Below are 23,287 nucleotides of genomic sequence, written 5' to 3'. Positions count from 1 at the left end.
CGGCCCGTCGGGCCCTGGCGTTTTTCCTGCCTGCCCCGCCGCCACCGACCGGAGACAAGGGGCCATGGCCGTCACGCTGCTGATCTGTTGCACCTGCCGCGCCGGCGAGGCGGTGGCCGAGGACGCCCCCGTTCCCGGCGAACGGCTGGCCCGCGCCCTGGAACGGGCGGGCGTCCCCGAAGGTGTGACGCTGCGGCGGGTGGAATGCCTGTCGGCCTGTTCGCAGGGCTGTTCGTTGGCGCTGACCGCGCCGGGCCGCTGGTCCTATGTCTATGGCCGCATGACCGATGCCGACGCGCCTGACATCCTGGCCGGCGCCGCCGCCTATGCCGCCGCCCCCGACGGCCTTGTGCCCTGGCGCGACCGGCCGCCCGTGTTCCGCAAGCAATCCCTGGCCCGCATTCCCCCGATCGGAGACCTGCCTTGACCAACCCCGCGCTTGATCTGTCCAAGATCCCCGTCACCATCGTCACCGGCTTTCTGGGCGCGGGCAAGACCACGCTGATCCGTCACCTGATGGAGAATCCTCAGGGCCGGCGACTGGCGGTGGTGGTCAACGAATTCGGCAGCATGGGCGTGGATGGCGACATCCTGAAATCCTGCGCCGACGAGAACTGTCCCGCCGAGAATATCGTGGAACTGGCCAACGGCTGCATCTGCTGCACCGTGGCCGACGATTTCATCCCCACGGTCGAGGCGCTGCTGGCCCTGCCCCGGCGGCCCGACCACATCCTGATCGAAACCTCGGGTCTGGCGCTGCCCAAGCCCCTGCTGCGGGCCTTTGACTGGCCCGCGATCCGATCGCGCGTCACGGTGGACGGCGTGATCGCCCTGGCCGACGCCGAGGCTGTGGCGGCCGGCCGTTTCGCCCCCGACCCCGCCGCCGTGCAGGCCCAGCGCGCGGCCGACGACAGCCTGGACCACGACACGCCCCTGGGCGAAGTGTTCGAGGATCAGATCGCCTGCGCCGACATCGTGCTGTTGACCAAGGCCGACCTGGCGGGGCCTGCGGGCCTGGACGCCGCCCGCGCGGCCATCGCGGCCGTGGCGCCGCGCCGGATGCCGGTCCTGCCCGTCACGGATGGCGCCATCGACCCGCGGGTGATCCTGGGTCTTGGCGCCGCCGCCGAGGATGACCTGGCCGCGCGTCCCAGCCATCACGACGGCGCGGACGACCACGAACACGACGACTTCGACAGCATCGTCATCGACCTGCCCGAGATCGCCGACCCCGAGGCCCTGGCGGAAACGCTCCGTGGCCTTGCGCGCGACCGCGACATCCTGCGCGTCAAGGGCCATGTCGCCGTGGCCGGGCGGCCGATGCGGCTTCTGGTGCAGGCGGTGGGCGAACGGGTGCGCCACCAGTTCGATCGCCCCTGGGGCGGCGCACCGCGCCGGGGCCGGCTGGTGCTGATCGCCGAACACGACCGCATCGACCCCGCCGCGATCCGCGCGGCCCTTGCTGCGGTCTTGTGACGCCATGCATATCGTCTTTCGCGAAAGCCACGGGCTCGAGGAAACCGAGGTTCCGACCGACCTTGGCCAGAGCCCGGCCGATCTGGTCGTTCTGTCCTTTTCCGACAGTGACCTGGGCGCTTTCGCGGCAGGATGGCACCAGGCGCGTGCCCAGGGGCAGCCCCTGCCTGCGCTGCGGCTGGCCAATCTGGTGGCGCTGAGGCATCCGGTTTCGGTCGATACCTATCTGGACCGCACCCTGACCCGCGCGCGGGCGGTGCTGGTCCGGCTGATCGGCGGGCAGGGATACTGGCCCCACGGCATCGCCAGCCTGGCGGACATGGCCCGCCGCCGGGGGATCGCGCTGGCGGTGCTGCCCGCCGACGGGCGCGACGATCCCGCCCTGGACGCGGCCTCCACCCTGCCGGTCCCGCTGCTGCGCCGGCTGGGGGCGCTTTGCGACGCGGGGGGCGCGGTGGCGGCCCGGATGGCGCTGGCCGACCTGACGCGCGCCGGGGGGCTGGAGGCCGCACCTGTCGCGGGCGAGGGAACCGTACCCCCCTGCGGCTGGTATGATCCCGACAGGGGCATGGTCCCGGCGCCGGACGCCTGCGACGGTGTCGTGGTCTTTTACCGCAGCTATCTGACGGCGGCCGATACCGGGCCGGTCGATGCCCTGATCCGGGGCGCGCGGGCGCGGGGCTGGCGCTGCCACGGGTTGTTCGCGCCCTCGCTCAAGGCGCCGGGGGCGGCGGGCTGGATCCGGGACGCGCTGGCGGGGCGGGGGCTGGCCGCGATCTGGAACGCCACCGCCTTTTCCGCGCGCGAACCGGACGGCGGCTCGCCCCTGGACGGGCCTGGCTGCCCGGTCTTTCAGGTGGCGCTGTCCACCGCGCGGCGGCACGACTGGGCGGAATCCGACCGGGGCCTGTCCCCGGCGGACCTGGCCATGCATGTGGTCCTGCCCGAGGTGGATGGACGCCTGTTCGCGGGCGTGATCAGCTTCAAGGCGCCCGGGCGGCGCGATCCCGACCTGGAATATGCCCGCTTTGCCCACCGCGCCGACGACGCTCGGGTGGCGGCGGTGCTGGACCAGGCGGACGGCTGGCGGCGGCTGGCCCGCACCCCGCCCGGCCAGCGCCGGCTGGCGATGATCCTGTCCACCTATCCCGGCCGCGACGACCAGATCGCCCATGCGGTCGGACTGGACGCGCCGGCCTCGGCCGACCGCATCCTGTCGGTGCTGGCCGCCCATGGCTATGCCACCGCACCCGCCGGCCCGTTGGCCCCGGCGCTGCTGCGGGACACGCAATCCTGGCCTTTGGCCGACTATCACCGTGCGCTGGACAGCCTGCCGCAGTCCCTGCGCGAAGCGCTGGAGGCCGCTTGGGGCAGGCCCGAGGCCGATCCTGCCTGCCGGGACGGTGCATTCCACTTTGCCGCAGCGTGGCGGGGCCATGTGCTTGTGGGCCTGCAACCCGAACGGGGCGATGCTGCGATCCGGGGCGACGAATACCACGACCTGTCCCGCACGCCCCGGCACGGTTATGTGGCCTTCTATTTGTGGCTGCGAGCGCAGGGGCTGCACGCGGCGATCCATCTGGGCGCACATGGCACGCTGGAATGGCTGCCCGGCAAGGCCGTCGCCCTGTCGGACGCCTGCTGGCCCGAGGCGCTGGCGCGCGCCCTGCCCTTTGTCTATCCCTTCATCGTCAACGACCCGGGCGAGGCCGCGCAGGCCAAGCGCCGCATCGGCGCCGTCACGCTGGGCCATCTGCCGCCCCCGCTGGTGGACAGCGATCTGCCCGCCGGTCTCGAGGATCTCGAACGGCTGCTGGACGAATATTCGACCGCCGACGGGCTGGACCCGGCCCGGCGCCTGCGTCTGGTCGCGGCCATCCGCAACGCGGCGGCGGCCCAGCACATCGACCGCGACCTGACCCTGCCTTCCGATATCCCCCCGGCCGAGGCGATCGCCCGGATCGACCGTTTCGTCTGCGACCTCAAGGACAGCCGGCTCTGCGACGGGCTGCATGTGTTCGGCACGGCGCCGGGCGAGGATGCGGGCCTGCTGGCGGCGCTGGACGGGCGGTTCGTGGCGCCCGGCCCCTCGGGCTCGCCCTGGCGGGGGCGGGGGGACGTTCTGCCCACCGGGCGCAACCTGTTTTCCGTCGATCCCCGCGCCGTGCCGACGCAAGGCGCCCATGTCCAGGGGGTAAAGCTGGCCGAGGAACTGCTGCGCCGCCATCTGCAGGATCATGGCGACTGGCCGCGCGGGCTGGTCGTCGATCTGTGGGGATCGGCCTCGATGCGCACGGCGGGCGAGGAATTCGCCATGGCGCTGCATCTGGCAGGGCTGGCGCCGGTTTGGGACGGGGCGTCGGGGCGGGTTTCGGGGGTCGAGGTGGTGCCCCTGGCCCTGCTGGGGCGCCCGCGCATCGACGTGACGCTGCGGGTGTCGGGCCTGTTCCGCGACGTGTTTCCCGGCCTTGCACAGATGTTCGCCCTGGCCGCCGAGGCCCTGGCGGCGCGCGACGAGGACGCGGCTGACAACCCCTATCGGCAGGGGGGGCCGCGGGTGTTCGGCCCAAGGCCTGGCCATTACGGCCTGGGCATGGGGCCGATGCTGACCGACTATGCCCCCGATGCCCGTGCCCGCGCGGGCGAGGCGTGGCTGGCAGGGTCAGGCTGGGCGATCGGCCCGCAGGGGACCGCCCAGCCTGCGCGCGACGCGCTGGAAACCCGGCTGCGCGGGGCCGATGCCTTTGCCCATGTGCAGGATCTGCCCGAGACCGACCTGCTGATGGCCCCCGACTTTGCCGCCCATCAGGCGGGATTCGCCGCCGCGCTGCACCGGCTGGGCACAGGTCCGGCGGCGCTCTATCACCTGGACGCCACGCGCCCCGGCGCGCCCCGCGCCCGTGCCCTGTCCGAGGAAATCGCCCGAACGGTCCGGGCCCGCGCGGCCAATCCGCGCTGGGTCGCCGGCATGATGCGCCACGGATTTCGCGGCGCGGCCGAGATCGCCGCCACCGCCGACAACCTGGGCGCATTCGCCCATCTGGCCCGCGCCGTGCCCCCGCATCTGTTCGACCTGTATCACGACGCCACCCTGGGGCGCCCCGAGGTGGTGGCCTTCATGGACCGGGAAAATCCCGCGGCGCTGGCCGCCCTGCGCGCGCGCTTCGACGCCCTGCGCGCGGCGGGTCTGTGGCACAGCGGGCGTAACGCCCGGACCGACTCCGAGCGGCTGCCATGACCCGCGCGCCCCTTGTCCAGGGCTGGTGTCCCGGCGCGTTGCGCCCCATGCCGTCTGGCGACGGGCTGGTGGTGCGGGTGCGTCCCCATGCCGGGCGCCTGACGCCCGAACAGTCTGCCGGGCTGGCGCGCGCCGCGCGGGCGCATGGCAACGGGCTGATCGACCTGTCGTCGCGCGCGAACCTGCAACTGCGCGGCGTAACCCCCGCCAGCCATCCCGCCCTGCTGGCCGATCTGGCGATTCTGGGGCTGATCGACCGCGATCTGGCAAGCGAAAGCCGCCGCAACATCACCGTGTCGCCCTTTGCCCAGGCGGACGGGCTGGCGGCGACTTTGGCCGATGCCCTGGCAGATTTGCCCCCTTTGCCGGCCAAGTTCGGATTCGCGCTGGACGTGGCACCGGACCGCTGGCTGGACGGCGTGCCGGGCGACATCCGCATCGAACGGGGAACAGAAGGCGGGCTGATCCTGCGCCCGGACAGAGTGCCGACCGGCCGCCCCGTGACCGAGGCCGAGGCCCCGGTCCTCGCCGTCAGCCTCGCCCGGTGGTTCGTCGAGGCCGGGGGGATCAGCGGCGGACGCGGGCGCATGGCCGCCCTGATCGCCGGTGGAGCCTGCCTGCCGGCCGATCTGTCCGGCACGGCGTATCCCGCCCCCGCCCGGTCCGCACCCGACCCCGGCCTGCGCCCCGAGGGGGCGCTGCTGGCGCTGGCTTTCGGGCAGATGACGGCGGACAGCCTGGCCGCGCTGGCCGCGCTGGGCCATGACCTGCGGCTGACACCTTGGCGGATGCTGCTGCTGGAGGGGGCGCGGCGCCTGCCCGATCTGCCGGGGCTGCCGGGGGTGATCGCCGATCCCGCCGATCCGCTGCTGCGGGTGGTCGCCTGCACCGGCGCGCCGGGCTGTCCGCAGGCCCTTGGGGAAACGCGGTCGCTGGCCCGCGACTTGGCCCCGCTTGTGCCCAGGGGCGGCTTGCTGCATGTGTCGGGCTGCACCAAGGGCTGCGCCCATCCGGGCGCCGCGCCCGTGACGCTGACCGCCACCGGGGCGGGGTTCGCCGTGGTCCAGGCGGGACGGGCCTGCGACCCCGGCCCGGTCATCGCCGCCACCGATCTGCCCCAGATCCTGACCCGCCCCCAGACCCGCCCCCAGACCCAAGGCCCCTGATGCCCCATTCCTTTCTGACGGACGGCGCCGAGATCTATCGCCAGTCCTTTGCCATCATCCGGTCCGAGGCCGACCTGTCCCGCCTTGACCCTGACGAGGAAACCGTCGTGGTGCGCATGATCCACGCCGCGGGCCTTGTCGGGCTGGAGGCGCATGTGGCCTTTACCCCCGGCGCGGCAAGCGCCGCGCGGGCGGCGCTGCAAGCGGGCGCCCCGATCCTGTGCGACGTTCGCATGGTCAGCGAGGCGATCACCCGCCCGCGCCTGCCCGCCGGCAACCGCGTGATCTGCACCCTGAACGACCCCCAGGTTCCCGCCCGTGCCGCGCGGCTGGGCACCACCCGGACAGCGGCGGCTGTGGATCTGTGGCACGACCACCTGGAGGGCGCCGTCGTGGCCATCGGCAATGCGCCCACTGCGCTGTTCCACCTGCTGAACCTGCTGGAAAACCCCGACTGCCCGCGCCCGGCGGCCATCATCGGCTGCCCGGTGGGCTTTGTGGGCGCCGCCGAATCCAAGGCCGCGCTGATGCAGACCCCGCCCTGCCCCGCGATCACGGTGCATGGGCGGCTGGGCGGATCGGCGATCACCGTGGCAGCCATCAATGCGCTGGCGGGGGAAAGGGAATAAGCGTGGGCCGGATCATCTGCGCCGGGCTTGGTCCCGGCGACCCCGACCTGATCAGCGTCAAGGCCGACCGCACCATCCGGTCGGCCAGCCACGTGGCCTTTTTCCGCAAGGCGGGCCGTCAGGGACAAGCGCGGCGCATTGCGGCGGGCCTGTTGCGGGCGGACGCCGTGGAACTGGCGATGGAATATCCGCTGACCACGGAACTGCCCTTCGACAGCCCGGACTATGTCCGGCAACTGGCGGGTTTCTATGACACCTGGGCCGACCGTCTGGCCGATCTGGCGCGCAGCACCGATATCGTGGTCCTGTGCGAGGGCGATCCGTTCCTTTACGGCTCGTTCATGCACCTGCACGCCCGCCTGCAGCACCGCGCATCCATCGAGGTGATCCCCGGCATCTCGGGGATGTCGGGCTGCTGGACGGCAACGGGCCGCCCGATCACCTGGGGCGACGACGTTCTGTGCGTGCTGACCGGCACCCTGCCCGAGGATGGCATCGCCCGCCATGCCGAAACGGCCGATGCGCTGGTTGTCATGAAGATCGGCCGCAACCTGCCCAAGGTGCGCCGCGCCCTGGACCGCGCCGGGCGCCTGTCGCAGGCCTGGCTGATCGAACGCGGCACCATGCCCGGCCAGCGCATCACCCCCCTGGCCGAGGCGACGGGCGCCGACTGCCCCTATTTCGCTCTTGTCGTGGTTCACGGCCATGGCCGCCGTCCCAAGGCCGCGCCCGAGTCCGTATCATGACCGGCTGGCTGGCCATCGCGGGCCTTGGCCCCGGCGCCGCGGCGCTGGTCACGCCCGAGGTCACGGCGGCGCTGGACGACGCCACCGCCGTTCTGGGCTATGGCCCCTATGTCGCGCGCGTCGCGCCCCGGCCGGGGCTGACGCTCTATCCGACCGACAACCGGCAGGAACTGGACCGCGCCCGTCACGCGCTGGATCTGGCCGCGTCGGGACAGCGGGTGGTGATCGTCTCATCGGGCGATCCGGGGGTCTTTGCCATGGCCGCCGCCGTGTTCGAGGCGCTGGAGACCCGGCCAGACCTGCACGGTCTGGACATCCGGGTGCTGCCCGGCATCACCGCCATGCTGGCCGCCGCGGCCGCCGCAGGCGCCCCGCTGGGCCATGATTTCTGCGCGGTCAACCTGTCGGACAACCTCAAGCCCTGGGCGGTGATCGAGGAACGGCTGCGGCTGGCGGTGCGGGCCGATTTCGCGCTGGCCCTTTACAACCCCCGGTCCCGCGCCCGGCCCGACGGATTCGCCCGTGTGCTGGATCTGTTTCGGGGCTGCTGCGGGGACGACCGGCTGATGATCCTGGCCCGCGCCGTCTCCACGCCCGATCAGGCGATCCTGACCCTGCCCCTGTCGCAGGTCAGGCCCGAGATGGCGGACATGCGCACCCTGGTCATCCTGGCCAACAGCCAGACACGCCGGGTCGGCCGTTGGATCTATGCCCCCAGGTCGATGCCATGAAGCCAGTCCATCACCTTGTCCACCCGGTCCACCGCCAGTCGCGGGGGCAGAACGGGCCGGTCGATCATCACCACCGGCAGACCCAGGTGCCGCGCCGCCGCGATCTTGGCGCTGGCCCCGGTGCCGCCGGCGTTCCGGGCAACCACGATCTGCACGCCCTCGCGCCGCATCAGCGCCAGATCGTCCTGGACCGTGAAGGGGCCGCGGTCCACGATCGCCGTGGCGCCCGGCAAGGGCAGGTCCGCGTCCGGCGGATCGACCAGGCGCAACAGATAGCGGTGCTGCGGCCGGGCGGCGAAGCCCGCCAGATGCTGCCGCCCGATGGCCAGGAACACCCGTGCGGGATGATCGGGCAGGGCCGCAACGGCGCCGTCCAGATCGGGCACGACCGTCCACCGGTCGCCCGGCCCGGCCCGCCAGGGGGGACGCTCCAGCGCGATCAGGGGGATGCCGGTGGCCTGCGCGGCGGCCACGGCATTGGCGCTGATGCGGGCGGCAAAGGGATGGGTCGCGTCGATCACGGCCCGGACGCCCCCGGCCCGCAGCCATTCGGCCAGCCCCTGTGCCCCGCCAAAGCCCCCGACCCGGACCGGCAGCGGCAGGGCGGCGGGGTCGGCGGTGCGCCCGGCCAGCGAATACACCGCGTCCAGGCGGGCGCGGGACAGGGCCTCGGCCAGGCGGCGGGCATCCTGCGTTCCGCCCAGCAACAGGATGCGCGGCATGTCTGACCCCTGGCTGACGATCGTCGGTCTGGGCGAGGATGGACTGTCCGGCCTGCCGGATGCAAGCCGCGCCGCGCTGGCATCGGCCAGGGCGATCTTTGGCGGACCGCGCCATCTGGCGCTGATAGGGGCGGGCAACCGGGGTCGCCCCTGGCCTGTGCCCTTCGACATCGGACCGGTTCTGGCCCGGCGCGGGCAGCCGGTGGTGGCCCTGGCCTCGGGCGATCCGTTCTGGTTCGGCGCCGGCGGCAGTCTGGCTGCCGTGCTGACACCGGGGGAATGGCGCGCGATCCCGGTGGCCGGGGTCTTTTCGCTGGCCGCCGCGCGGCTGGGCTGGCGGGTCGAGGACACGGCCTGCCTGGGCCTGCACGCCGCGCCCTTCGACCGGCTGCGTCCGCATCTGGCGCCGGGATGGCAGGGCATCTGCACCCTGCGCGACGGCGCGGCGGCGGACGCACTGGCCCGGTGGCTGACCGATGCCGGATGGGGCAGCAGCGACCTGTGGGTGATGGAGGCCCTGGGCGGTCCGCGCGAACGTATCCGGGCACGCAGGGCCGGGGATCTGGACCTGAACGACGTGACCGCCCCCGTGGCCGTGGCGATAAAGGCTCGGGGCATGAACAGCCTGCCCAGGACGCCGGGCCTGCCCGACGATCTGTTTGCCCATGACGGCCAGATCACCAGGGCCCCCGTCCGGGCCATGACGCTGGCCGCCCTTGCCCCCCGCCGAAACGAGCTTCTGTGGGATCTGGGGGCGGGGTCAGGGTCGGTTTCGGTGGAATGGGCGCTGGCCGGCGGGCTGGCCCATGCCGTCGAACGCCACGACGAGCGTGCGGCCAGAATCCGGGCCAATGGGGCATTCCTTGGGGTGGATCATCGCATCACGGTGCACCATGGCGCGGCGCTGGATCTGCTGCCTGGCCTGCCCGCGCCGCAGGCGGTGTTCGTGGGCGGCGGCTTCGACATGGCGCTGTTCGCCGCCCTACCGCGCAGCGCCCGGTTGGTCGTGAACGCCGTGACGCTGGAAACCGAGGCGCTGCTGGCCGGCCTCCACCGCCACCACGGGGGCGAATTGCTGCGGCTGGACATCGCCCGCGCCGCGCCCTTGGGGTCCATGCGCGGCTGGGTGCCGTCGCGGCCCGTGGTGCAATGGAGCCTGCCGCCATGCGCGTGATCGGCCTGGGCCTATCATCGGCCGCCACCCGCGACGATCTGCGCGCGGCCCTGGCTGCGGCAGGACCGGCCGATGCGCTGGCCGTTCTGCAGTCCCGCGCGGACCATCCCGCGCTGGCCGACCTGCCCGTCACGACCCTGCCGGAAACCGCGATCCGCGGCATCGCCACGCCGACCCGATCCCCGCGCATCATGGCCCGCTTCGGCTGCGGCTCGGTGGCCGAGGCGCTGGCGATCGTGGCCAGCGGGGGCAGTCTCGCCCATCCTCGACAGGTTCAGGGGGGCGTCACCTGGGCCGTGGCCGAGGCCACACCCCCCGATCGGGAACCGCACCCATGACCGTTCACTTCATCGGCGCTGGACCCGGCGCGCCCGACCTGCTGACGCTGCGCGGGCGCGACCTGATCGCGGCCTCGCCCGTCTGCCTTTACGCAGGCAGCCTGGTGCCCCCCGCCGTGCTGGACCATTGCCCCCCTGATTGCCGGATGGTGAACACCGCACCCCTGTCGCTGGACGAGATCGTGACCGAAATCGCCGAGGCGCACCGGCAGGGGCTGGACGTGGCGCGGCTGCATTCGGGCGATCTGTCGATCTGGTCGGCCATGGGGGAACAGGTGCGCCGGTTGCGCGCCCTGGGCATTCCCTACGACATCACCCCCGGCGTGCCTGCCTTTGCCGCCGCCGCCGCGACCCTGGGGGTGGAACTGACCCTGCCCGGCGTCGTGCAGTCGGTGGTGCTGACCCGCACGGGGGGCCGGGCCTCGGCCATGCCTCCTGCGGAAACGCTTGACGCTTTTGCCCGCACCGGCGCTGTGCTGGCGATTCATCTGTCGGTGCAGGTGCTGGACCGGGTGACCGCCGACCTGTTGCCCCATTACGGTGCCGATTGCCCGGTGGCGGTGGTGTTCCGGGCAAGCTGGCCCGACGAACAGGTGGTGCGCGCCACGCTGGGCACGCTGGACCCCGCCATCGGCGCGGGCCGCCGGGGCGCGCTGATCCTGGTGGGCCGGTCGCTGGGGAACGTCGATTTCGCGGACAGCCGCCTCTATGCGGGCGATTACGACCGCCGTTTTCGCCCGGTCGGACCCGACCCGCGCTTTCCGGGGTCCGCGCGATGACGCTGCCCCCCGGACTGCTGATCTCGGCCCCCGCCTCGGGGACAGGCAAGACCACGGTGATGCTGGGCCTGGCCCGCGCCCTGTCCGAAGACGGCCTGACCGTGCAGCCCTTCAAAAGCGGGCCGGACTATATCGATCCGGCCTTTCACCGCGCGGCGGCGGGACGGGCATCCTTCAACCTGGACAGTTGGGCCATGGGTCCGGGCCTGATTGCCGCCCTGCTGGACCGGGCGGCGGGCGCCGACCTGATCCTGGCCGAAGGCTCGATGGGCCTTTACGACGGGGTGGCACGGCCTGGCGTCCTAGGCCATGGCAGCACTGCGGAACTGGCGCGGCTGGCGGGATGGCCGGTGGTGCTGGTGCTGGATGTCGGCGGGCAGGCGCAATCGGCGGCGGCGACCGCGCTGGGATTTTCGCGGTTCCAGCCGGACTTGCCCTTTGCAGGTGTGATCCTGAACCGTGTCGCCAGCCCGCGTCACGAACGGCTGGTCCGGCTGGGGATGGAGCAGGCGGGCATTCCCGTGCTGGGCGCCCTGCCGCGCCGGGGCGATTTGCGCCTGCCCGAACGCCATTTGGGCCTGGTCCAGGCGGCCGAGCATCCCGACCTGGAGGCCGCCATTTCAGCCTATGCCGTCTTTCTGCGCGATCATGTCGATCTGGCAGGGCTGCGATCCGCTGCGCGGGGCACACTGCCGCAGGCTGCGCCCTGTCCCCTGCCCCGCCCGCCCGCGCAGCGGATCGCGCTGGCGCGCGACGCGGCCTTCTCGTTTGCCTATCCGCATCTGCTGGATGGCTGGCACGCCGCGGGGGCCGAGATCCTGCCCTTTTCCCCCCTGGACGACCAGCCGCCGCCGCCCGCCGATCTGGTCTGGCTGCCCGGCGGCTATCCCGAACTTCATGCCGGGCGGCTGGCCGCGGCCACGCGGTTTCTGGACGGGCTGCGCGCCCATGCCGCCTTGCGGCCCGTTCACGGCGAATGCGGCGGCTACATGGTGCTGGGCCGGACGCTGGTGGACAAGGACGGCAATGCCCATCCCATGGCGGGGCTGCTGGGCCTTGTGACCAGCTATGAACGCCGCCGGCTGCATCTGGGCTATCGCCGGGCCGAACTGCTGGCACCCATGCCGGGCCACGGCGCGGGCCGGACGCTGCGCGGGCACGAATTCCATTATTCGACCATCCTGGAACAGCCCGATGCGCCCCTGGCCCATGTCATCGACGCCGAGGGGGCAAGCGTGGCCGAAACCGGATCGCGGCGGGGCCATGTCACCGGAACCTTTTTCCATCTGATTGCCGAGGACGGCGATGCGTGACCTGACGCTGATCGGCATCGGCACCGGCAACCCCGATCATCTGACCCTTGCGGGCGCGCGGGCGATCAACGGGGCCGACCTAATCCTTGTGCCCCGCAAGGGGGCCGACAAGGCCGACCTGGCCGATCTGCGGCGGCAGATCCTGGCGGGCGTGCTGACCAACCCCGCCACCCGTGTGGTCGAATTCGACCTGCCCCGGCGCGACACGGCGAACCCCGACTATCATGCCGGGGTGGTGGACTGGCACGATGCCATCGCCGGCGCCTGGGCCGTTGCCGCCGCGTCAGCGCCTGACGCGGAACGGGTGGCGTTGCTGGTCTGGGGCGACCCGTCGCTGTATGACAGCAGCCTTCGCATCGCGGCACGGCTGGTCCCCGCCCCCCGGCTGCGGGTCATCCCCGGCATTACCGCGATCGCGGCGCTTTGCGCGGCCCATGCCATTCCCCTGAACGATGTCGGCGCGCCCTTTGTCGTGACCACCGGACGGTGCCTGCGGGAGCGGGGCTTTCCCCCGGGCTGCGATACCTGCGTCGTCATGCTGGATGGCGAGACCAGCTTTGCCCGCCTGCCGCCCCAGGGGCTGACGATCTGGTGGGGCGCCTATCTGGGGATGGACACGCAGATCCTGGAGCACGGCCCCTTGGCGCAAGCCGGCCCGCGCATCGTCGCCGCGCGTGCCGCTGCCCGGCGGCGGCACGGCTGGATCATGGACATCTATCTGCTGCGTCGGACCAGCCAGCGGGTCGCGTGACCGTCCTGCGGCGCAAGACAGCCGCGCGCGTCCTCGCGCGACCACAGATGTCCCGCCAGGCTGCCCAGCACGACCCAGGCGGCCATGCCCACGCCGAACGCACGCGCAGCGAACAGGGCCCCGACTTCGGTCGGGGCGGGGCCGATCATCACCTCGGGCCGGGGCGCGCCGATCAGGTGGGGCGCCAGCAGCAGCAGGATCGCCGCCCCCCGGGCGATCCAGGTCGTACCGAAGGCGATCAGCCACAAGGCGACGGCGGACGCGGCCCCCGTTCCCATCCACCAGATCTGGCGGACAGGCAGGTCGGCGGCGGCAGCGCCCGGCACCTCGGGCGCAAGGCTGAAGCCCGGGGCGAACTGCGCGGCGACAAAGCCTGCCAGGCCCCACAGGATGCCGCGACGCGCATCGATGACGGCGCCCCGCGCACTGGCCAGCGACATCAGCGCCACCGCAACCAGCGCATATCCGCCATAAAGCAGCATGGTAAAGACCGCCGTCAGCCCGTCCCGCAGGGGCTGGAACCCGTGCAGGTTCCGGAACGCGGAAATGGACCCATCCGCGCCGGGACGCGTCAGGGCGCCGCTTTCATACAGTTCGGCCTGCAACAGGACCGGCTGGAGAAACACCAGATGCAGAAGCGCCGCGACCAGCCCGGCGCCGGCGCCCGCCAGAACGGCAGTGGTCAGGATGCGGGAAAACATCGCTCAGTGGCAGGGGAAACCGGTCGCATGGCGCATGTCATGGGCCGCATCATGCAGCGCATCCGCCTGCACGAAGCCCGCCAGCAGAACCAATGCCAGACCGACCGCCATGGCCAGGATCGCCCCGGCCACCCTCGCCGGTGCCGCCGAGACTGTCGTCGAGGCACCCGCTTCTGCCGTCCGTGCCGCCATGGGATGTCCTTTCCAGCGTTGCTCATGCGTTCCCAAAACTGGCAGGTTTACGCGGGCGAGACAAGCCTGCAGAAGGCTTGGCGGGACTGTCCGGACACCGGGATAAATCCCTGTACCGAGCCCACGAAAGATGAGCGACGACCGGCATCATAAAGGGGGACCGACCCGATCCGTGCTTTTACGCACAGCCAGTATGCAAGGACAGGTTGCCTGTGTCCGTAAGCGATCTTCGAAAGATTGATCTGCCTCGCATATTTATCAAGGACTCCAACCGCTGTCCAAGACAACCGGGGATCGTCAGCCTACCCAAGGACATTCTCGTCACACCATCAGGTCGATGTGGAACGACGCTCTATGCGAGTCCTTGAGAAAGGTATGCATATGGAAACACTCTCATTGTGGCAGACATGGCCCGTTCCCATCGGCACGATGATGTGCTTGCCTTGGCAGACTTGCATGGCGGGGAGGGCTATCCGCTGCGCTATCCCACAGACCCCGATAAAATCGCGCCTCGAACACCCTTCTTAGTCACCTCTTTATGGCGCACTGCGGATGATTTTGTGAGACGGCCAAGCGATTTCAGGATTGGTCATACCGAGTTTTAATCGGCCAGACCTGATACTACAAAAAGCTCTGCGGGTCGATGTCCACTGCCAGGCGCAGGTTGGCGGGCGGCTTGTGCGGAGCCAGCCAGTCGGCGATGGCCGATTGCACGGGGGCCTGGCGGGGGGCATGGACCAGCATCCGCATCCGGTGGCGGCCCCGGATGCGGGCGATGGGCGCGGGCGCCGGTCCCCACAGATGCGCGCCCGCCTGTTCCAGCGGCCCGGCATGAGCGGCCAGATGGCAGGCAAAGTCGCTGACCACGCCCAGGTCGGGATGGGACAGGATGATCCCCGCAAGCCGTCCAAAGGGCGGCATCGCGTTGGCCTGGCGTCCGGCGGCCTCGGCGTTCCAGAACGCCTCGTCCTCGCCCGACAGGATCGCGCGGATCACCGGATGGTCGGGCTGGTGGGTTTGCAGCAGCGCCACCCCCGGCGCGGCACCCCCCTGGCGCCCGGCCCGGCCCGCGACCTGCCGCATCAACTGAAAGCTGCGCTCCGCCGCGCGCAGGTCCGCCCCCTGCAGGCCCAGGTCGGCGTCGATCACCCCGACCAGGGACAGGCGGGGAAAGTTGTGGCCCTTGGCCACGATCTGCGTGCCGATGATAATCTGCGTGTCGCCGGTGGCGATCTCGGCGATGGTTTCCTTGAGCGCGCGGGCGGACTGGAACAGGTCGGACGACAGCACGGTGGCCTTGGCGTCGGGGAACCGGGCTGCGACCTCCTCGGCGATGCGCTCGACGCCGGGGCCGATGGGCGCCAGCTTTCCCTCGACCTTACAGGACGAGCAAGCCGTGGGAATGGGCCGGGTTTCGCCGCATTGATGGCAGACCAGGCGGTTCTGGAACCGGTGTTCCACCATCCGCGCGTCGCAGTGATGGCAGCCGATCTGTTCGCCGCAGGCCCGGCAGACCGTGACCGGGGCAAAGCCGCGCCGGTTTAGGAACAGCAGCGACTGTTCGCCGCGGGCCAGCCGCGATTCCACCGCGCCGGCCAGCGTGGGCGAAATCCAGCGGCCCGAGGACATCTCCTCGGCCCGCAGGTCGATGGCCGCCATGTCGGGCAGTTCGGCAGCCCCATAACGCGAGCGCAGGTCCAGCCGGCGGTACTTTCCGCTGGCCGCGTTCACCCAGCTTTCCAGGGATGGGGTGGCCGAGGCCAGCACCACCTGCGCCCCCAGGATCGAGGCGCGCAGCACCGCCATGTCGCGGGCGCTGTAATAGACGGCATCCTCCTGTTTGTAGCTGCTGTCGTGTTCCTCATCGACGACGATCAGGCCCAAGTTGCGAAAGGGCAAAAACAGCGCCGACCGGGCACCCACGACCATCCCCACCTCGCCCCGGCCCGCCATGTGCCACAGGCGGCGGCGTTCGGACCGGGTGATGCCGCTGTGCCATTCGCCGGGCCGGGCGCCAAAGCGCGCCTCGACCCGGTCGATGAATTCGGCGGAAAGGGCGATCTCGGGCAGCAGCACCAGCGCCTGCCGCCCGCGCGCCAGACATTCGGCCACGGCCTCGAGATAGACCTCGGTCTTGCCCGATCCCGTGACGCCGCGCAGCAGGGTGGTGCCATAGGCACCCGACCGGACCGCCCCGCGCAGGGCATCGGCCGCCGCCTGCTGGTCGGCATCCAGCGGCTTGCCGGGTCGCAGGGGGTCGAGCGGGGGATAGGGCAGGTCGCGCGGCGCCTGGATCTCGGCCAGGGTTCCGGCGGCGACCAGCCCCTTGACCACCCCGGTCCCGACACCCGCCAGATGCGCCAGTTCCGACGGCGCAAGGCTGGCCCCGCCATGATCGGCCACGACCTGCATGACCCGTTCGCGCGCCTCGGTCATGCGCGGGGGGGCGCTGCCGCCGGGCACGATCACGCGCCGCGCGGCAGGGGGCTGGTCCAGGTCGGGTGCCCGCATCGCCATGCGCAGCATCAGGAACAAGGGTGTCAGGGTGTAATCCGCCGCACGGGCAAGGAACTCCAGAAAGGCCCCGTCAAAGGGTTCGGCGTCCAGCACGCGGGCCACGGGGCGCAGCCGGGCCAGGTCGAAATCGCCAGTGCCCCGGTCCCAGACGACGCCCGTCACCTTGCGCGGCCCCAGCGGCACCAGCACCGGCTGGCCCCGCACCACGCCCCCGTCGGGAGCGAGGTAGTCGAGGAGTCCCACCGGCTCGACGGTCAGCACCGCGATGCGAGCCGCCGTGGGGAAAAAGGCGGGCGGGGTTTTCATGGTCCCGATAAAGACCCGCAACGGCCCCGTTGCAACCCTGCCCTTCCGGCGGTCACGGTTTTGCGCTATCACCCCGGCGACACCGGGCAAGGGGACCAGAACCATGAAATTCTTTCTTGATACCGCCGATGTGGACGCCATCCGCGAACTGAACGAACTGGGCATGGTCGACGGGGTGACCACCAACCCCTCGCTGATCCTGAAGGCGGGCCGCAACATCGAGGACGTCACGGCCGAGATCTGCGGCATGGTCAGCGGACCGGTTTCCGCCGAGGTCGTGGCCGACAAGGCCGATGACATGATCCGCGAAGGCAAGCATCTGGCCCGGATCGCCAAGAACATCGCGGTCAAGGTGCCCCTGACCTGGGACGGGCTCAGGGCCTGCCGCGCGCTGTCTGACGCGGGCCACATGGTCAACGTGACGCTGTGCTTTTCGCCCGCCCAGGCGATCCTGGCCGCCAAGGCGGGCGCCACCTTTATCAGCCCCTTCATCGGGCGTCTGGACGACATCCACTTGGACGGCGTGGACCTGATCGCCGACATCCGCGAGATTTACGACAACTACGGCTACGAGACACAGATCCTGGCCGCGTCCATCCGGTCGGTGAACCACATCGTCGAGGTCGCCAAGATCGGCAGTGACGTGATTACCGCACCCCCCGCCGTTATCAAGGCGATGGCCAAGCATGTCTTGACCGACAAGGGCCTGGAACAGTTCACTGCCGACTGGGCCAAGACCGGTCAGAAGATCGGCTGAACGAAAAGGGACAGGCATGACGGCGGATGTGCAGGCGGGGCTGGATACGGAAACGCGCGACAGGCTGCTGGCCGATCCCGGCGTCATCCTGGCCGACCGCGACCTGATGCGGGCGCTTGTCGCCGCGCGCGAGGCCGAGGCAGGCCACAACGTGATCGACATCCGCGGGCGCGCGATGGAGGCCCTGGAAACCCGGCTGGACCGGCTGGAATCGCAGCATGAAAGCGTGATCGCCGCCGCCTTCGACAATCAGTCGGGCACGGCGGTGGTGCATCGCGCGGTGGTCGGGCTGCTGGAGTCGGCCGACCTGGCCGATCTGGTGGGCAGCCTGCAGGCCGACATCGCCCCGTTGCTGCGAATCGAGACGCTGCGCCTGGTAATCGAGGCCGATCCCGCGATCCCGCGCCTGCCTGCCGAGGCCGTGATGGTTCCCGAAGGCGCCATCGGCCGGATCGTCGCGGCGGGCCGGCGCACGCCGCGCGGCGACGACATCGTGCTGCGTCCGGCCTCGCCCATCACGCAGGTGATGCATGGCCGCCTTGTGGCCTCCGAGGCGCTGCTGCCCATCGACCTGGGCGCACGACGTCCCCGTGCCATGCTGCTGATGGGCAGCACCGACAAGGGGCGATTCATGCCGGCCCACGGCACCGATCTGCTGCGGTTCCTGGCGCAGGTGTTCCGGCTGGTGCTGCTGTCGCGGCTGCGGGGATGACCGCAACCGGGGCACCCGCTTTCCTGGCGCTGGCCCCCGCCATGGCCAATGCCCTGACCCGCTGGCTGGAGGTCGAGGCGGCGGCCCGCGACCGATCCGATCACACGATCACCGCCTATCGCGCCGACCTGCTGGCATTCCTGGCCTTTCTGGGCGGCCATCACGGGCAGGCGGCGACCCCCAAGGCGCTGGCCGGTCTGCGGCAGACAGACATGCGTGCATTCGCCGCCGCCGAACGGGCGCGGGGCCTTGGCGCGCGGTCGCTGGCGCGGCGGCAATCGGCGGTGCGGTCCTTTCTGCGCTGGATTTCTGATCGCGAGGGGCACGACCTGTCCGCCGCCCTGTCCACCCGCAGTCCGAAATACACCCGGTCCCTGCCCCGCCCGCTGACGCCGGGCCAGGCGCGCGACACGCTGCAAATGGTGGCGGCGGGCCATGACACGCCCTGGGTCGCCGCGCGGGACGTGGCGGTGCTGACGCTGTTGTGGGGCTGCGGGCTGCGCATCTCCGAGGCACTGGGTTTGAATGGCGGGGATTGGCCGTTCCGCGACAGCCTGACCATCACCGGCAAGGGCGGACGCCAGCGCCATGTTCCCGTTCTGCCGGTGGCGCGCGACGCGGTGGCCGGCTATCTGGCGCAATGTCCCTGGCAGCCGGCCCCCGGTCAGCCGCTGTTCCGCGGGGTGCGGGGCGGGCGGCTGTCGGCCTCGGTCACAGAGGCCACGATGCGCAATGCCCGTGCGGCCCTGGGCCTGCCGCCCACGGCCACGCCGCATGCGCTGCGCCATTCGTTTGCCACGCATCTGCTGGCCGCGGGCGGCGATCTGCGCACCATCCAGGAGCTGCTGGGCCATGCAAGCCTGTCCACCACGCAGGTCTATACCGGGGTTGACGACGCGCATCTGATGGCCGTCTATCACGCCGCCCATCCGCGGGGCTGAGGGTCGAACCACCCCCGGCCCTGCGGCGTTTGCCCTTGCAGGATCAAAAGGATGCCACCATGACCACACATGCGATCTTTGACCGTCCGATGGATGTGCCCGTCCCGCAGGGCATGGACCAGGCCATTTTCGGAATGGGCTGCTATTGGGGGGCCGAACGGCTGTTCTGGCAGCAGAACGGCGTCTGGCTGACCGAGGCGGGCTTTGCCGGCGGCACCGTGGACAACCCGACCTACGACCAGGTCAAGTCGGGGACAACCGGCCACGCCGAGGTCGTGCGCGTCGTCTTTGACAGTTCCAAGATCAGCTATGACCACCTGCTGCAACTGTTCTGGGAAAACCACGACCCCACCCAGGGCGACCGGCAGGGCAGCGATGTGGGCACCCAGTACCGCAGCCTGATCATGGTCATGAACGACAGCCAGCGCGCCGCGGCCGAGGCCTCGAAGATCGACTATGACAACCGCTTGGCGGTGGCGGGCTTTGGCAAGATCACCACGCAGATCGTGGACGCCGGCCGGTTCTGGCCGGCACCCGAGGCACATCAGCAATACCTGCACAAGAACCCCGAGGGTTATTGCGGCCTGAAGGGCACGGGGGTAGAGGCAAGCCTGCCCAACCCGGACCCGATCTGATGGCCACCTATTCCGCGCTGACCCATGTCCGGGGCCGTTCCCCTGCCGAGGCGCTGGCCCTGGCATGCGAGGATCTGGATCCCGAACCCGTCGGCACCGGCATCTTCGAGATCGAGGACGGGTCCGGCCGCTGGGAGGTAGGCGCCTATTTCACCGAGAAACCGGACGACATCGCCCTGGCCCTGCTGGCCGCCGCCTATGGGGCCAACCCCTTTGTCATTTCCCAGGTGCCGGATGTGGACTGGGTCACGCATGTGAAACGCGAACTGACCCCCGTGCGGGCGGGCCGGTTCTACGTCCATGGCAGCCATGATGCCGACACCGTCCCCGAGGGGGTCGAGGCCCTGTGCATCGAGGCTGCGATGGCCTTTGGCACCGGGCACCACGACACCACCAAGGGCTGCCTCGAGGCGCTGGATCGTCTGGCCACCGAGGGTTACGAGGCGCGCCGGATCGTCGATATCGGATGCGGCACCGCCGTTCTGGCCATGGCCGCGGCCCGGTTGTGGCCGGTCACGGTGCTGGCGGGCGACATCGACCCGGTTGCCGTGGACACCGCCGCCGCCAATGTCATCGCCAACGGCCTCAACGGCCGGGTGGTCTGCATCGAGGCGGCGGGCTTTGACCATCCCCTGCTCGAGGAGAACGCGCCCTACGATCTGGTGCTGGCCAATATCCTCAAGCAGCCGCTTATCGATCTGGCGCCCGGAATGGCGGCCAATGTCCTGCCGGGCGGCCGGGTCATCCTGTCGGGCATCCTGGTCACCCAGGCCGACGAGGTGACCGCCGCCTATGAGGGCTCGGGCTTCCGGCTGGACGCCCGCGACGACCTGTCCGAATGGACGGCCCTGACCCTAAGCCGCTGCGGCTGACAAGAGAAGCAATCAAGGCCCGCTTGTGGCAGGGAATACGATATGCTAGAAGAAGGGGGCTGAGCTGCTTCTTTCGATCTTCTGTCTCCTTTTCGGCTTCAGATGTTCCTTCGATGACACTAAGCCGGGCCATCGCATGTCGTGGATGGCATCAAACACTGAGACAGGAGATATCACGATGGCCAACGGCACCGTGAAATGGTTCAACGCCACCAAAGGCTACGGCTTTGTCGCCCCCCAGGGCAGTTCCAAGGACGTGTTCCTGCACGTTTCCGCGCTGGAACGCGCTGGCATCCGCGAAATCAAGGACGGTCAGGCGATCACCTTTGACATCGAAAAAGGCCGCGACGGTCGCGAATCGGCAACCAACGTCGCCCTCGCCTGATTTTTCGGATCACGGGCGGCGCTTGCGGCGCCCGTTTTCTGTCCGGAAAGACACACAAGAATAAACCCCCTTTGCCTGCGCATTGGGGGTTCTTTCATTCGGGGACTTGGCGGCGCGCGTCAGAGGCTGCGCGCGATCCGGTCGATGTCGCCGCGGCACAGACCGATATCGTCCAGTTCGCGATCCGACAGGCGGCTCAGTTCGCGACGGGTCACGCGGACATCGTTCCACCCGGACAGGGCCGAAAAGAAAGTCGCAAAGACATTGCCAACGCCCCCAGCAGCAAAGCCGCGGTTCGCTTCGATCGTCGACATCACATCACCTGTTCCAGAAGTGCCCGACCATCGGGCAAAAACTTCATGTTCCAAGATATAAATTGGGCATCCCGGCAAGAGTAGCGGGTGCTGGCACAAGGCCGATATGCACGGCATGCAGAATGCCGCCGCCGCGCCACCGCCGGCAGGTCGCCTTTGGTCACCGATGGGTCGTCCTTATCCCGGATTGCCGGCCCAGTCCCCCAGCGATGCCTGCCACAACGCCAATGCCGCAACGGCAGCCGTGTCGGCGCGCAGGATTCGCGGACCCAGGCTGATGCGACTCACGAAGGGCAGCGAGGCCAGCCGCGCCCGTTCGGCATCCGAAAATCCGCCCTCGGGACCGATCAGAATGGCCCAAGGCCCGTGCGGCAGGCCAGCCAGTGTTTCGGCCGGCCCTGCCATCGCCTCGTCCGCCCACAGAATGCGCCGCGAAGCGTCCCAGCCGTCCAGAAGGCGTGCCAGCGGCAGCAGATCCCCAACGGGGGGCACGAAGGTGCCGAGGCATTGTTCTGCCGCCTCGATGGCATGGGCCTGCAGGCGGTCCTGGCGGATGCGTTCGGCATTGGTGTGGTCGGTCTGCACCGGCAGGATGCGCGCGGCGCCCATCTCGGTCGCCTTTTCGACGATGAAATCGGTCCGCGCCTTCTTGATGGGCGCAAAGCACAGCCACAGGTCGGGCGGGTTCCGCTGCGGGGCGACCTGCGCCAGAACGTCCAGCGATCCGCCCCGCTTGGCTGCGGCTGCAATGCGCGCCGACCAGGCGCCGTCGCGGCCATTGAAGACCTCGATCAGGGTTCCCGCAGGCAGCCGCATCACGCCCGACAGATAATGGGACTGTGCCCCGTCCAGCGGAACCGGTTGCCCCGCAGCCAACGGGTGATCTATGAACAGCCGGACCTTTGCCACCATGGGCCTGACGCTATGCAAAGCCGGACCGAAAGGCCAGATGCCGTTGTCGATGCACCCAGTGGCAACTGGGTGGACACCCTGACCCCCCGGGGCTGGAGACCTTGGCTGCGCCTGTCCCGTGCGGACCGGCCGATCGGGACGTGGCTTCTGCTGCTGCCCTGCTGGTGGGGGATCGGGCTGGCGATGATGGCCGACGGGCCCCGCTGGATGGACCTGTGGATCGCCGTGGCCTGCGGCATCGGCGCGCTGGTGATGCGAGGCGCGGGCTGCACCTGGAACGACATCACCGACCGCGACATCGACGGCAAGGTGGCGCGCACCCGTTCGCGCCCCCTGCCGTCCGGCCAGGTCAGGCTGCGAGGCGCCTATCTTTGGCTGCTGGCGCAATCCCTGGTGGGGTTCCTGATCCTGCTGACGCTGGACCCGGCGGCGATCGGGATGGGGGTCGCCTCGCTGGCGCTGGTGGCCATCTATCCCTTTGCCAAGCGGTTCACCTGGTGGCCCCAGGTGTTTCTGGGCCTGGCCTTCAACTGGGGGGTGATGCTCGCCTATGCCGCGCATATGGGTCGTCTGGACGCGGCCCCCGTGGTGGCCTGGCTGGCAGGCATTGCCTGGACGATCTTTTATGATACCATCTATGCCCATCAGGATGTCGAGGACGACGCCCTGATCGGGGTGAAATCCACCGCGCGGCTGTTCGGCGCAAACAGCCCGCGCATCCTTGCGGGCTTTGCGGTGCTGACCGTGGTCTTGATGGGAATCGCCATCTCACTGACCGGTCGCAATCTCTTGATGGCTTATGCGGGACTGGCGGGATTTGCGGCCCATCTGGCCTGGCAGTTGCGGAATTTCCAGCCTGAACAAGGCGCTGTCTGCCTGCGTCTGTTCCGGTCCAACCGGGATGCAGGGCTGATCCTTGCGCTGTTTCTTGCCTTGGCCGGGCTGGCCTGATTGCGGAAAAGCAGCCCTGCGTCTAGATC

Annotated in this window: 25 protein-coding genes; 19 read left to right on the top strand and 6 right to left on the bottom strand. The window is 70.2% G+C overall.

The features are described 5' to 3' along the window. The first annotated feature begins 64 nt into the window (after nucleotides 1-64). Genes EYE42_RS03285 through cobJ form a run of 7 tightly spaced genes read left to right on the top strand, consistent with a single transcriptional unit; the run spans nucleotide 65 to nucleotide 7,986 of the window. A complete protein-coding gene (locus EYE42_RS03285; RefSeq protein ID WP_130989895.1) occupies nucleotides 65-427 on the top strand; it encodes a DUF1636 family protein in 363 nt (120 codons plus the stop codon). Beyond that, on the top strand, nucleotides 424-1,476 hold the full coding sequence (gene cobW / locus EYE42_RS03280; protein ID WP_130989894.1) for a cobalamin biosynthesis protein CobW: 1,053 nt from the start codon (nucleotides 424-426) through the stop codon (nucleotides 1,474-1,476). The genes EYE42_RS03285 and cobW overlap by 4 nt, the downstream gene beginning before the upstream one ends. Nucleotides 1,477-1,480: 4 nt before the next feature. After that, nucleotides 1,481-4,714, top strand: coding sequence for a cobaltochelatase subunit CobN (gene cobN / locus EYE42_RS03275; protein ID WP_130989893.1), 3,234 nt, complete (start codon nucleotides 1,481-1,483; stop codon nucleotides 4,712-4,714). After that, nucleotides 4,711-5,880, top strand: a complete 1,170-nt coding sequence (cobG, locus tag EYE42_RS03270) for a precorrin-3B synthase (protein ID WP_130989892.1) — start codon at nucleotides 4,711-4,713, stop codon at nucleotides 5,878-5,880. The genes cobN and cobG overlap by 4 nt, the downstream gene beginning before the upstream one ends. Continuing rightward, the gene (locus tag EYE42_RS03265) at nucleotides 5,880-6,509 is read left to right on the top strand and encodes a precorrin-8X methylmutase (protein ID WP_130989891.1); all 630 of its coding nucleotides are present in this window, start codon (nucleotides 5,880-5,882) and stop codon (nucleotides 6,507-6,509) included. Before cobG ends, EYE42_RS03265 begins: the two co-directional genes overlap by 1 nt. A 2-nt stretch (nucleotides 6,510-6,511) precedes the next feature. Further along, complete coding sequence (locus tag EYE42_RS03260) at nucleotides 6,512-7,255, top strand: precorrin-2 C(20)-methyltransferase (protein WP_130989890.1); 744 nt, start codon at nucleotides 6,512-6,514, stop codon at nucleotides 7,253-7,255. Next, nucleotides 7,252-7,986 carry a precorrin-3B C(17)-methyltransferase gene (gene cobJ, locus EYE42_RS03255; RefSeq protein ID WP_130989889.1) on the top strand — a complete coding sequence of 245 codons (735 nt, stop codon included), beginning with the start codon at nucleotides 7,252-7,254 and terminating at the stop codon, nucleotides 7,984-7,986. Before EYE42_RS03260 ends, cobJ begins: the two co-directional genes overlap by 4 nt. On the opposite strand, the gene EYE42_RS03250 is transcribed toward cobJ, so the two are convergent. Then, nucleotides 7,962-8,708, bottom strand: a complete 747-nt coding sequence (locus tag EYE42_RS03250) for a cobalt-precorrin-6A reductase (protein ID WP_130989888.1) — start codon at nucleotides 8,706-8,708, stop codon at nucleotides 7,962-7,964. The two genes, cobJ and EYE42_RS03250, sit on opposite strands and share 25 nt — an antisense overlap. Here EYE42_RS03250 and cbiE point away from each other — a divergent pair. Genes cbiE through cobF form a run of 5 tightly spaced genes read left to right on the top strand, consistent with a single transcriptional unit; the run spans nucleotide 8,707 to nucleotide 13,063 of the window. Then, on the top strand, nucleotides 8,707-9,882 hold the full coding sequence (cbiE, locus tag EYE42_RS03245) for a precorrin-6y C5,15-methyltransferase (decarboxylating) subunit CbiE (protein WP_130989887.1): 1,176 nt from the start codon (nucleotides 8,707-8,709) through the stop codon (nucleotides 9,880-9,882). The two genes, EYE42_RS03250 and cbiE, sit on opposite strands and share 2 nt — an antisense overlap. Next, nucleotides 9,873-10,220 carry a cobalamin biosynthesis protein gene (locus tag EYE42_RS03240; RefSeq protein ID WP_130989886.1) on the top strand — a complete coding sequence of 116 codons (348 nt, stop codon included), beginning with the start codon at nucleotides 9,873-9,875 and terminating at the stop codon, nucleotides 10,218-10,220. The genes cbiE and EYE42_RS03240 overlap by 10 nt, the downstream gene beginning before the upstream one ends. Then, on the top strand, nucleotides 10,217-10,999 hold the full coding sequence (gene cobM, locus EYE42_RS03235; protein ID WP_130989885.1) for a precorrin-4 C(11)-methyltransferase: 783 nt from the start codon (nucleotides 10,217-10,219) through the stop codon (nucleotides 10,997-10,999). Before EYE42_RS03240 ends, cobM begins: the two co-directional genes overlap by 4 nt. Then, on the top strand, nucleotides 10,996-12,312 hold the full coding sequence (locus tag EYE42_RS03230; RefSeq protein ID WP_130989884.1) for a cobyrinic acid a,c-diamide synthase CobB: 1,317 nt from the start codon (nucleotides 10,996-10,998) through the stop codon (nucleotides 12,310-12,312). The genes cobM and EYE42_RS03230 overlap by 4 nt, the downstream gene beginning before the upstream one ends. Beyond that, the gene (gene cobF, locus EYE42_RS03225; RefSeq protein ID WP_130989883.1) at nucleotides 12,305-13,063 is read left to right on the top strand and encodes a precorrin-6A synthase (deacetylating); all 759 of its coding nucleotides are present in this window, start codon (nucleotides 12,305-12,307) and stop codon (nucleotides 13,061-13,063) included. The genes EYE42_RS03230 and cobF overlap by 8 nt, the downstream gene beginning before the upstream one ends. On the opposite strand, the gene EYE42_RS03220 is transcribed toward cobF, so the two are convergent. The 3 genes from EYE42_RS03220 to EYE42_RS03210 all read right to left on the bottom strand — a co-directional run bounded on the left by EYE42_RS03220 (nucleotide 13,027) and on the right by EYE42_RS03210 (nucleotide 16,779). Continuing rightward, a complete protein-coding gene (locus EYE42_RS03220; RefSeq protein WP_130989882.1) occupies nucleotides 13,027-13,764 on the bottom strand; it encodes a CbtA family protein in 738 nt (245 codons plus the stop codon). The two genes, cobF and EYE42_RS03220, sit on opposite strands and share 37 nt — an antisense overlap. A gap of 3 nt (nucleotides 13,765-13,767) precedes the next feature. Continuing rightward, nucleotides 13,768-13,956: a CbtB domain-containing protein gene (locus EYE42_RS03215; protein ID WP_130989881.1), complete on the bottom strand. Its 189-nt coding sequence runs from the start codon at nucleotides 13,954-13,956 to the stop codon at nucleotides 13,768-13,770. A gap of 621 nt (nucleotides 13,957-14,577) precedes the next feature. Then, nucleotides 14,578-16,779 (bottom strand): primosomal protein N', encoded by a 2,202-nt coding sequence (locus EYE42_RS03210; protein WP_130989880.1) that lies wholly within the window; start codon nucleotides 16,777-16,779, stop codon nucleotides 14,578-14,580. A gap of 103 nt (nucleotides 16,780-16,882) precedes the next feature. On the opposite strand from EYE42_RS03210, the gene fsa reads away from it, so the two are divergent. From fsa to EYE42_RS03180, 6 genes are all read left to right on the top strand, one after another. Beyond that, nucleotides 16,883-17,536: a fructose-6-phosphate aldolase gene (fsa, locus tag EYE42_RS03205; protein ID WP_130989879.1), complete on the top strand. Its 654-nt coding sequence runs from the start codon at nucleotides 16,883-16,885 to the stop codon at nucleotides 17,534-17,536. Between the two features lie 16 nt (nucleotides 17,537-17,552). Then, a complete protein-coding gene (locus tag EYE42_RS03200) occupies nucleotides 17,553-18,248 on the top strand; it encodes a DUF484 family protein (protein WP_130989878.1) in 696 nt (231 codons plus the stop codon). Further along, complete coding sequence (locus tag EYE42_RS03195) at nucleotides 18,245-19,189, top strand: tyrosine recombinase XerC (protein WP_130989877.1); 945 nt, start codon at nucleotides 18,245-18,247, stop codon at nucleotides 19,187-19,189. The genes EYE42_RS03200 and EYE42_RS03195 overlap by 4 nt, the downstream gene beginning before the upstream one ends. A gap of 59 nt (nucleotides 19,190-19,248) precedes the next feature. After that, on the top strand, nucleotides 19,249-19,824 hold the full coding sequence (msrA, locus tag EYE42_RS03190) for a peptide-methionine (S)-S-oxide reductase MsrA (protein WP_130989876.1): 576 nt from the start codon (nucleotides 19,249-19,251) through the stop codon (nucleotides 19,822-19,824). After that, complete coding sequence (locus tag EYE42_RS03185; RefSeq protein WP_130989875.1) at nucleotides 19,824-20,696, top strand: 50S ribosomal protein L11 methyltransferase; 873 nt, start codon at nucleotides 19,824-19,826, stop codon at nucleotides 20,694-20,696. The genes msrA and EYE42_RS03185 overlap by 1 nt, the downstream gene beginning before the upstream one ends. A gap of 178 nt (nucleotides 20,697-20,874) precedes the next feature. After that, entirely contained in the window at nucleotides 20,875-21,081 is a 207-nt protein-coding gene (locus tag EYE42_RS03180) for a cold-shock protein (protein ID WP_130989874.1), read from the top strand. A gap of 119 nt (nucleotides 21,082-21,200) precedes the next feature. Here the strand turns inward: EYE42_RS03180 and EYE42_RS03175 are convergent, their stop codons facing one another. Beyond that, nucleotides 21,201-21,395, bottom strand: a complete 195-nt coding sequence (locus tag EYE42_RS03175) for a DUF1127 domain-containing protein (protein ID WP_130989873.1) — start codon at nucleotides 21,393-21,395, stop codon at nucleotides 21,201-21,203. A 177-nt stretch (nucleotides 21,396-21,572) separates the two neighbouring features. Further along, nucleotides 21,573-22,307 carry a 16S rRNA (uracil(1498)-N(3))-methyltransferase gene (locus EYE42_RS03170; protein WP_170309489.1) on the bottom strand — a complete coding sequence of 245 codons (735 nt, stop codon included), beginning with the start codon at nucleotides 22,305-22,307 and terminating at the stop codon, nucleotides 21,573-21,575. Between the two features lie 12 nt (nucleotides 22,308-22,319). On the opposite strand from EYE42_RS03170, the gene ubiA reads away from it, so the two are divergent. Then, the gene (ubiA, locus tag EYE42_RS03165; protein WP_246020565.1) at nucleotides 22,320-23,258 is read left to right on the top strand and encodes a 4-hydroxybenzoate octaprenyltransferase; all 939 of its coding nucleotides are present in this window, start codon (nucleotides 22,320-22,322) and stop codon (nucleotides 23,256-23,258) included. The last annotated feature ends 29 nt before the right edge of the window (nucleotides 23,259-23,287 follow it).

The organism is Paracoccus subflavus (assembly GCF_004310345.1).
Lineage (GTDB): Bacteria > Pseudomonadota > Alphaproteobacteria > Rhodobacterales > Rhodobacteraceae > Paracoccus > Paracoccus subflavus.
The sequence above is the reverse complement of the archived record's forward strand: the minus strand, read 5'-3'. Positions and strand labels throughout refer to the sequence as shown.

Excerpts from the sequence above, each read along its gene's own strand:
- EYE42_RS03195 (WP_130989877.1), top strand. The coding sequence starts at position 18,245 with ATGACCGCAACCGGGGCACCCGCTTTCCTGGCGCTGGCCCCCGCCATG.
- EYE42_RS03175 (WP_130989873.1), bottom strand. The coding sequence starts at position 21,395 with ATGTCGACGATCGAAGCGAACCGCGGCTTTGCTGCTGGGGGCGTTGGC.
- EYE42_RS03265 (WP_130989891.1), top strand. The coding sequence starts at position 5,880 with ATGCCCCATTCCTTTCTGACGGACGGCGCCGAGATCTATCGCCAGTCC.
- fsa (WP_130989879.1), top strand. The coding sequence starts at position 16,883 with ATGAAATTCTTTCTTGATACCGCCGATGTGGACGCCATCCGCGAACTG.
- EYE42_RS03215 (WP_130989881.1), bottom strand. The coding sequence starts at position 13,956 with ATGGCGGCACGGACGGCAGAAGCGGGTGCCTCGACGACAGTCTCGGCG.
- EYE42_RS03240 (WP_130989886.1), top strand. The coding sequence starts at position 9,873 with ATGCGCGTGATCGGCCTGGGCCTATCATCGGCCGCCACCCGCGACGAT.
- cbiE (WP_130989887.1), top strand. The coding sequence starts at position 8,707 with ATGTCTGACCCCTGGCTGACGATCGTCGGTCTGGGCGAGGATGGACTG.
- cobM (WP_130989885.1), top strand. The coding sequence starts at position 10,217 with ATGACCGTTCACTTCATCGGCGCTGGACCCGGCGCGCCCGACCTGCTG.
- ubiA (WP_246020565.1), top strand. The coding sequence starts at position 22,320 with ATGCAAAGCCGGACCGAAAGGCCAGATGCCGTTGTCGATGCACCCAGT.
- EYE42_RS03285 (WP_130989895.1), top strand. The coding sequence starts at position 65 with ATGGCCGTCACGCTGCTGATCTGTTGCACCTGCCGCGCCGGCGAGGCG.
- cobG (WP_130989892.1), top strand. The coding sequence starts at position 4,711 with ATGACCCGCGCGCCCCTTGTCCAGGGCTGGTGTCCCGGCGCGTTGCGC.
- EYE42_RS03250 (WP_130989888.1), bottom strand. The coding sequence starts at position 8,708 with ATGCCGCGCATCCTGTTGCTGGGCGGAACGCAGGATGCCCGCCGCCTG.
- EYE42_RS03200 (WP_130989878.1), top strand. The coding sequence starts at position 17,553 with ATGACGGCGGATGTGCAGGCGGGGCTGGATACGGAAACGCGCGACAGG.
- cobF (WP_130989883.1), top strand. The coding sequence starts at position 12,305 with ATGCGTGACCTGACGCTGATCGGCATCGGCACCGGCAACCCCGATCAT.
- EYE42_RS03185 (WP_130989875.1), top strand. The coding sequence starts at position 19,824 with ATGGCCACCTATTCCGCGCTGACCCATGTCCGGGGCCGTTCCCCTGCC.
- EYE42_RS03220 (WP_130989882.1), bottom strand. The coding sequence starts at position 13,764 with ATGTTTTCCCGCATCCTGACCACTGCCGTTCTGGCGGGCGCCGGCGCC.
- EYE42_RS03170 (WP_170309489.1), bottom strand. The coding sequence starts at position 22,307 with ATGGTGGCAAAGGTCCGGCTGTTCATAGATCACCCGTTGGCTGCGGGG.
- cobJ (WP_130989889.1), top strand. The coding sequence starts at position 7,252 with ATGACCGGCTGGCTGGCCATCGCGGGCCTTGGCCCCGGCGCCGCGGCG.
- EYE42_RS03210 (WP_130989880.1), bottom strand. The coding sequence starts at position 16,779 with ATGAAAACCCCGCCCGCCTTTTTCCCCACGGCGGCTCGCATCGCGGTG.
- msrA (WP_130989876.1), top strand. The coding sequence starts at position 19,249 with ATGACCACACATGCGATCTTTGACCGTCCGATGGATGTGCCCGTCCCG.
- EYE42_RS03230 (WP_130989884.1), top strand. The coding sequence starts at position 10,996 with ATGACGCTGCCCCCCGGACTGCTGATCTCGGCCCCCGCCTCGGGGACA.
- EYE42_RS03180 (WP_130989874.1), top strand. The coding sequence starts at position 20,875 with ATGGCCAACGGCACCGTGAAATGGTTCAACGCCACCAAAGGCTACGGC.
- cobN (WP_130989893.1), top strand. The coding sequence starts at position 1,481 with ATGCATATCGTCTTTCGCGAAAGCCACGGGCTCGAGGAAACCGAGGTT.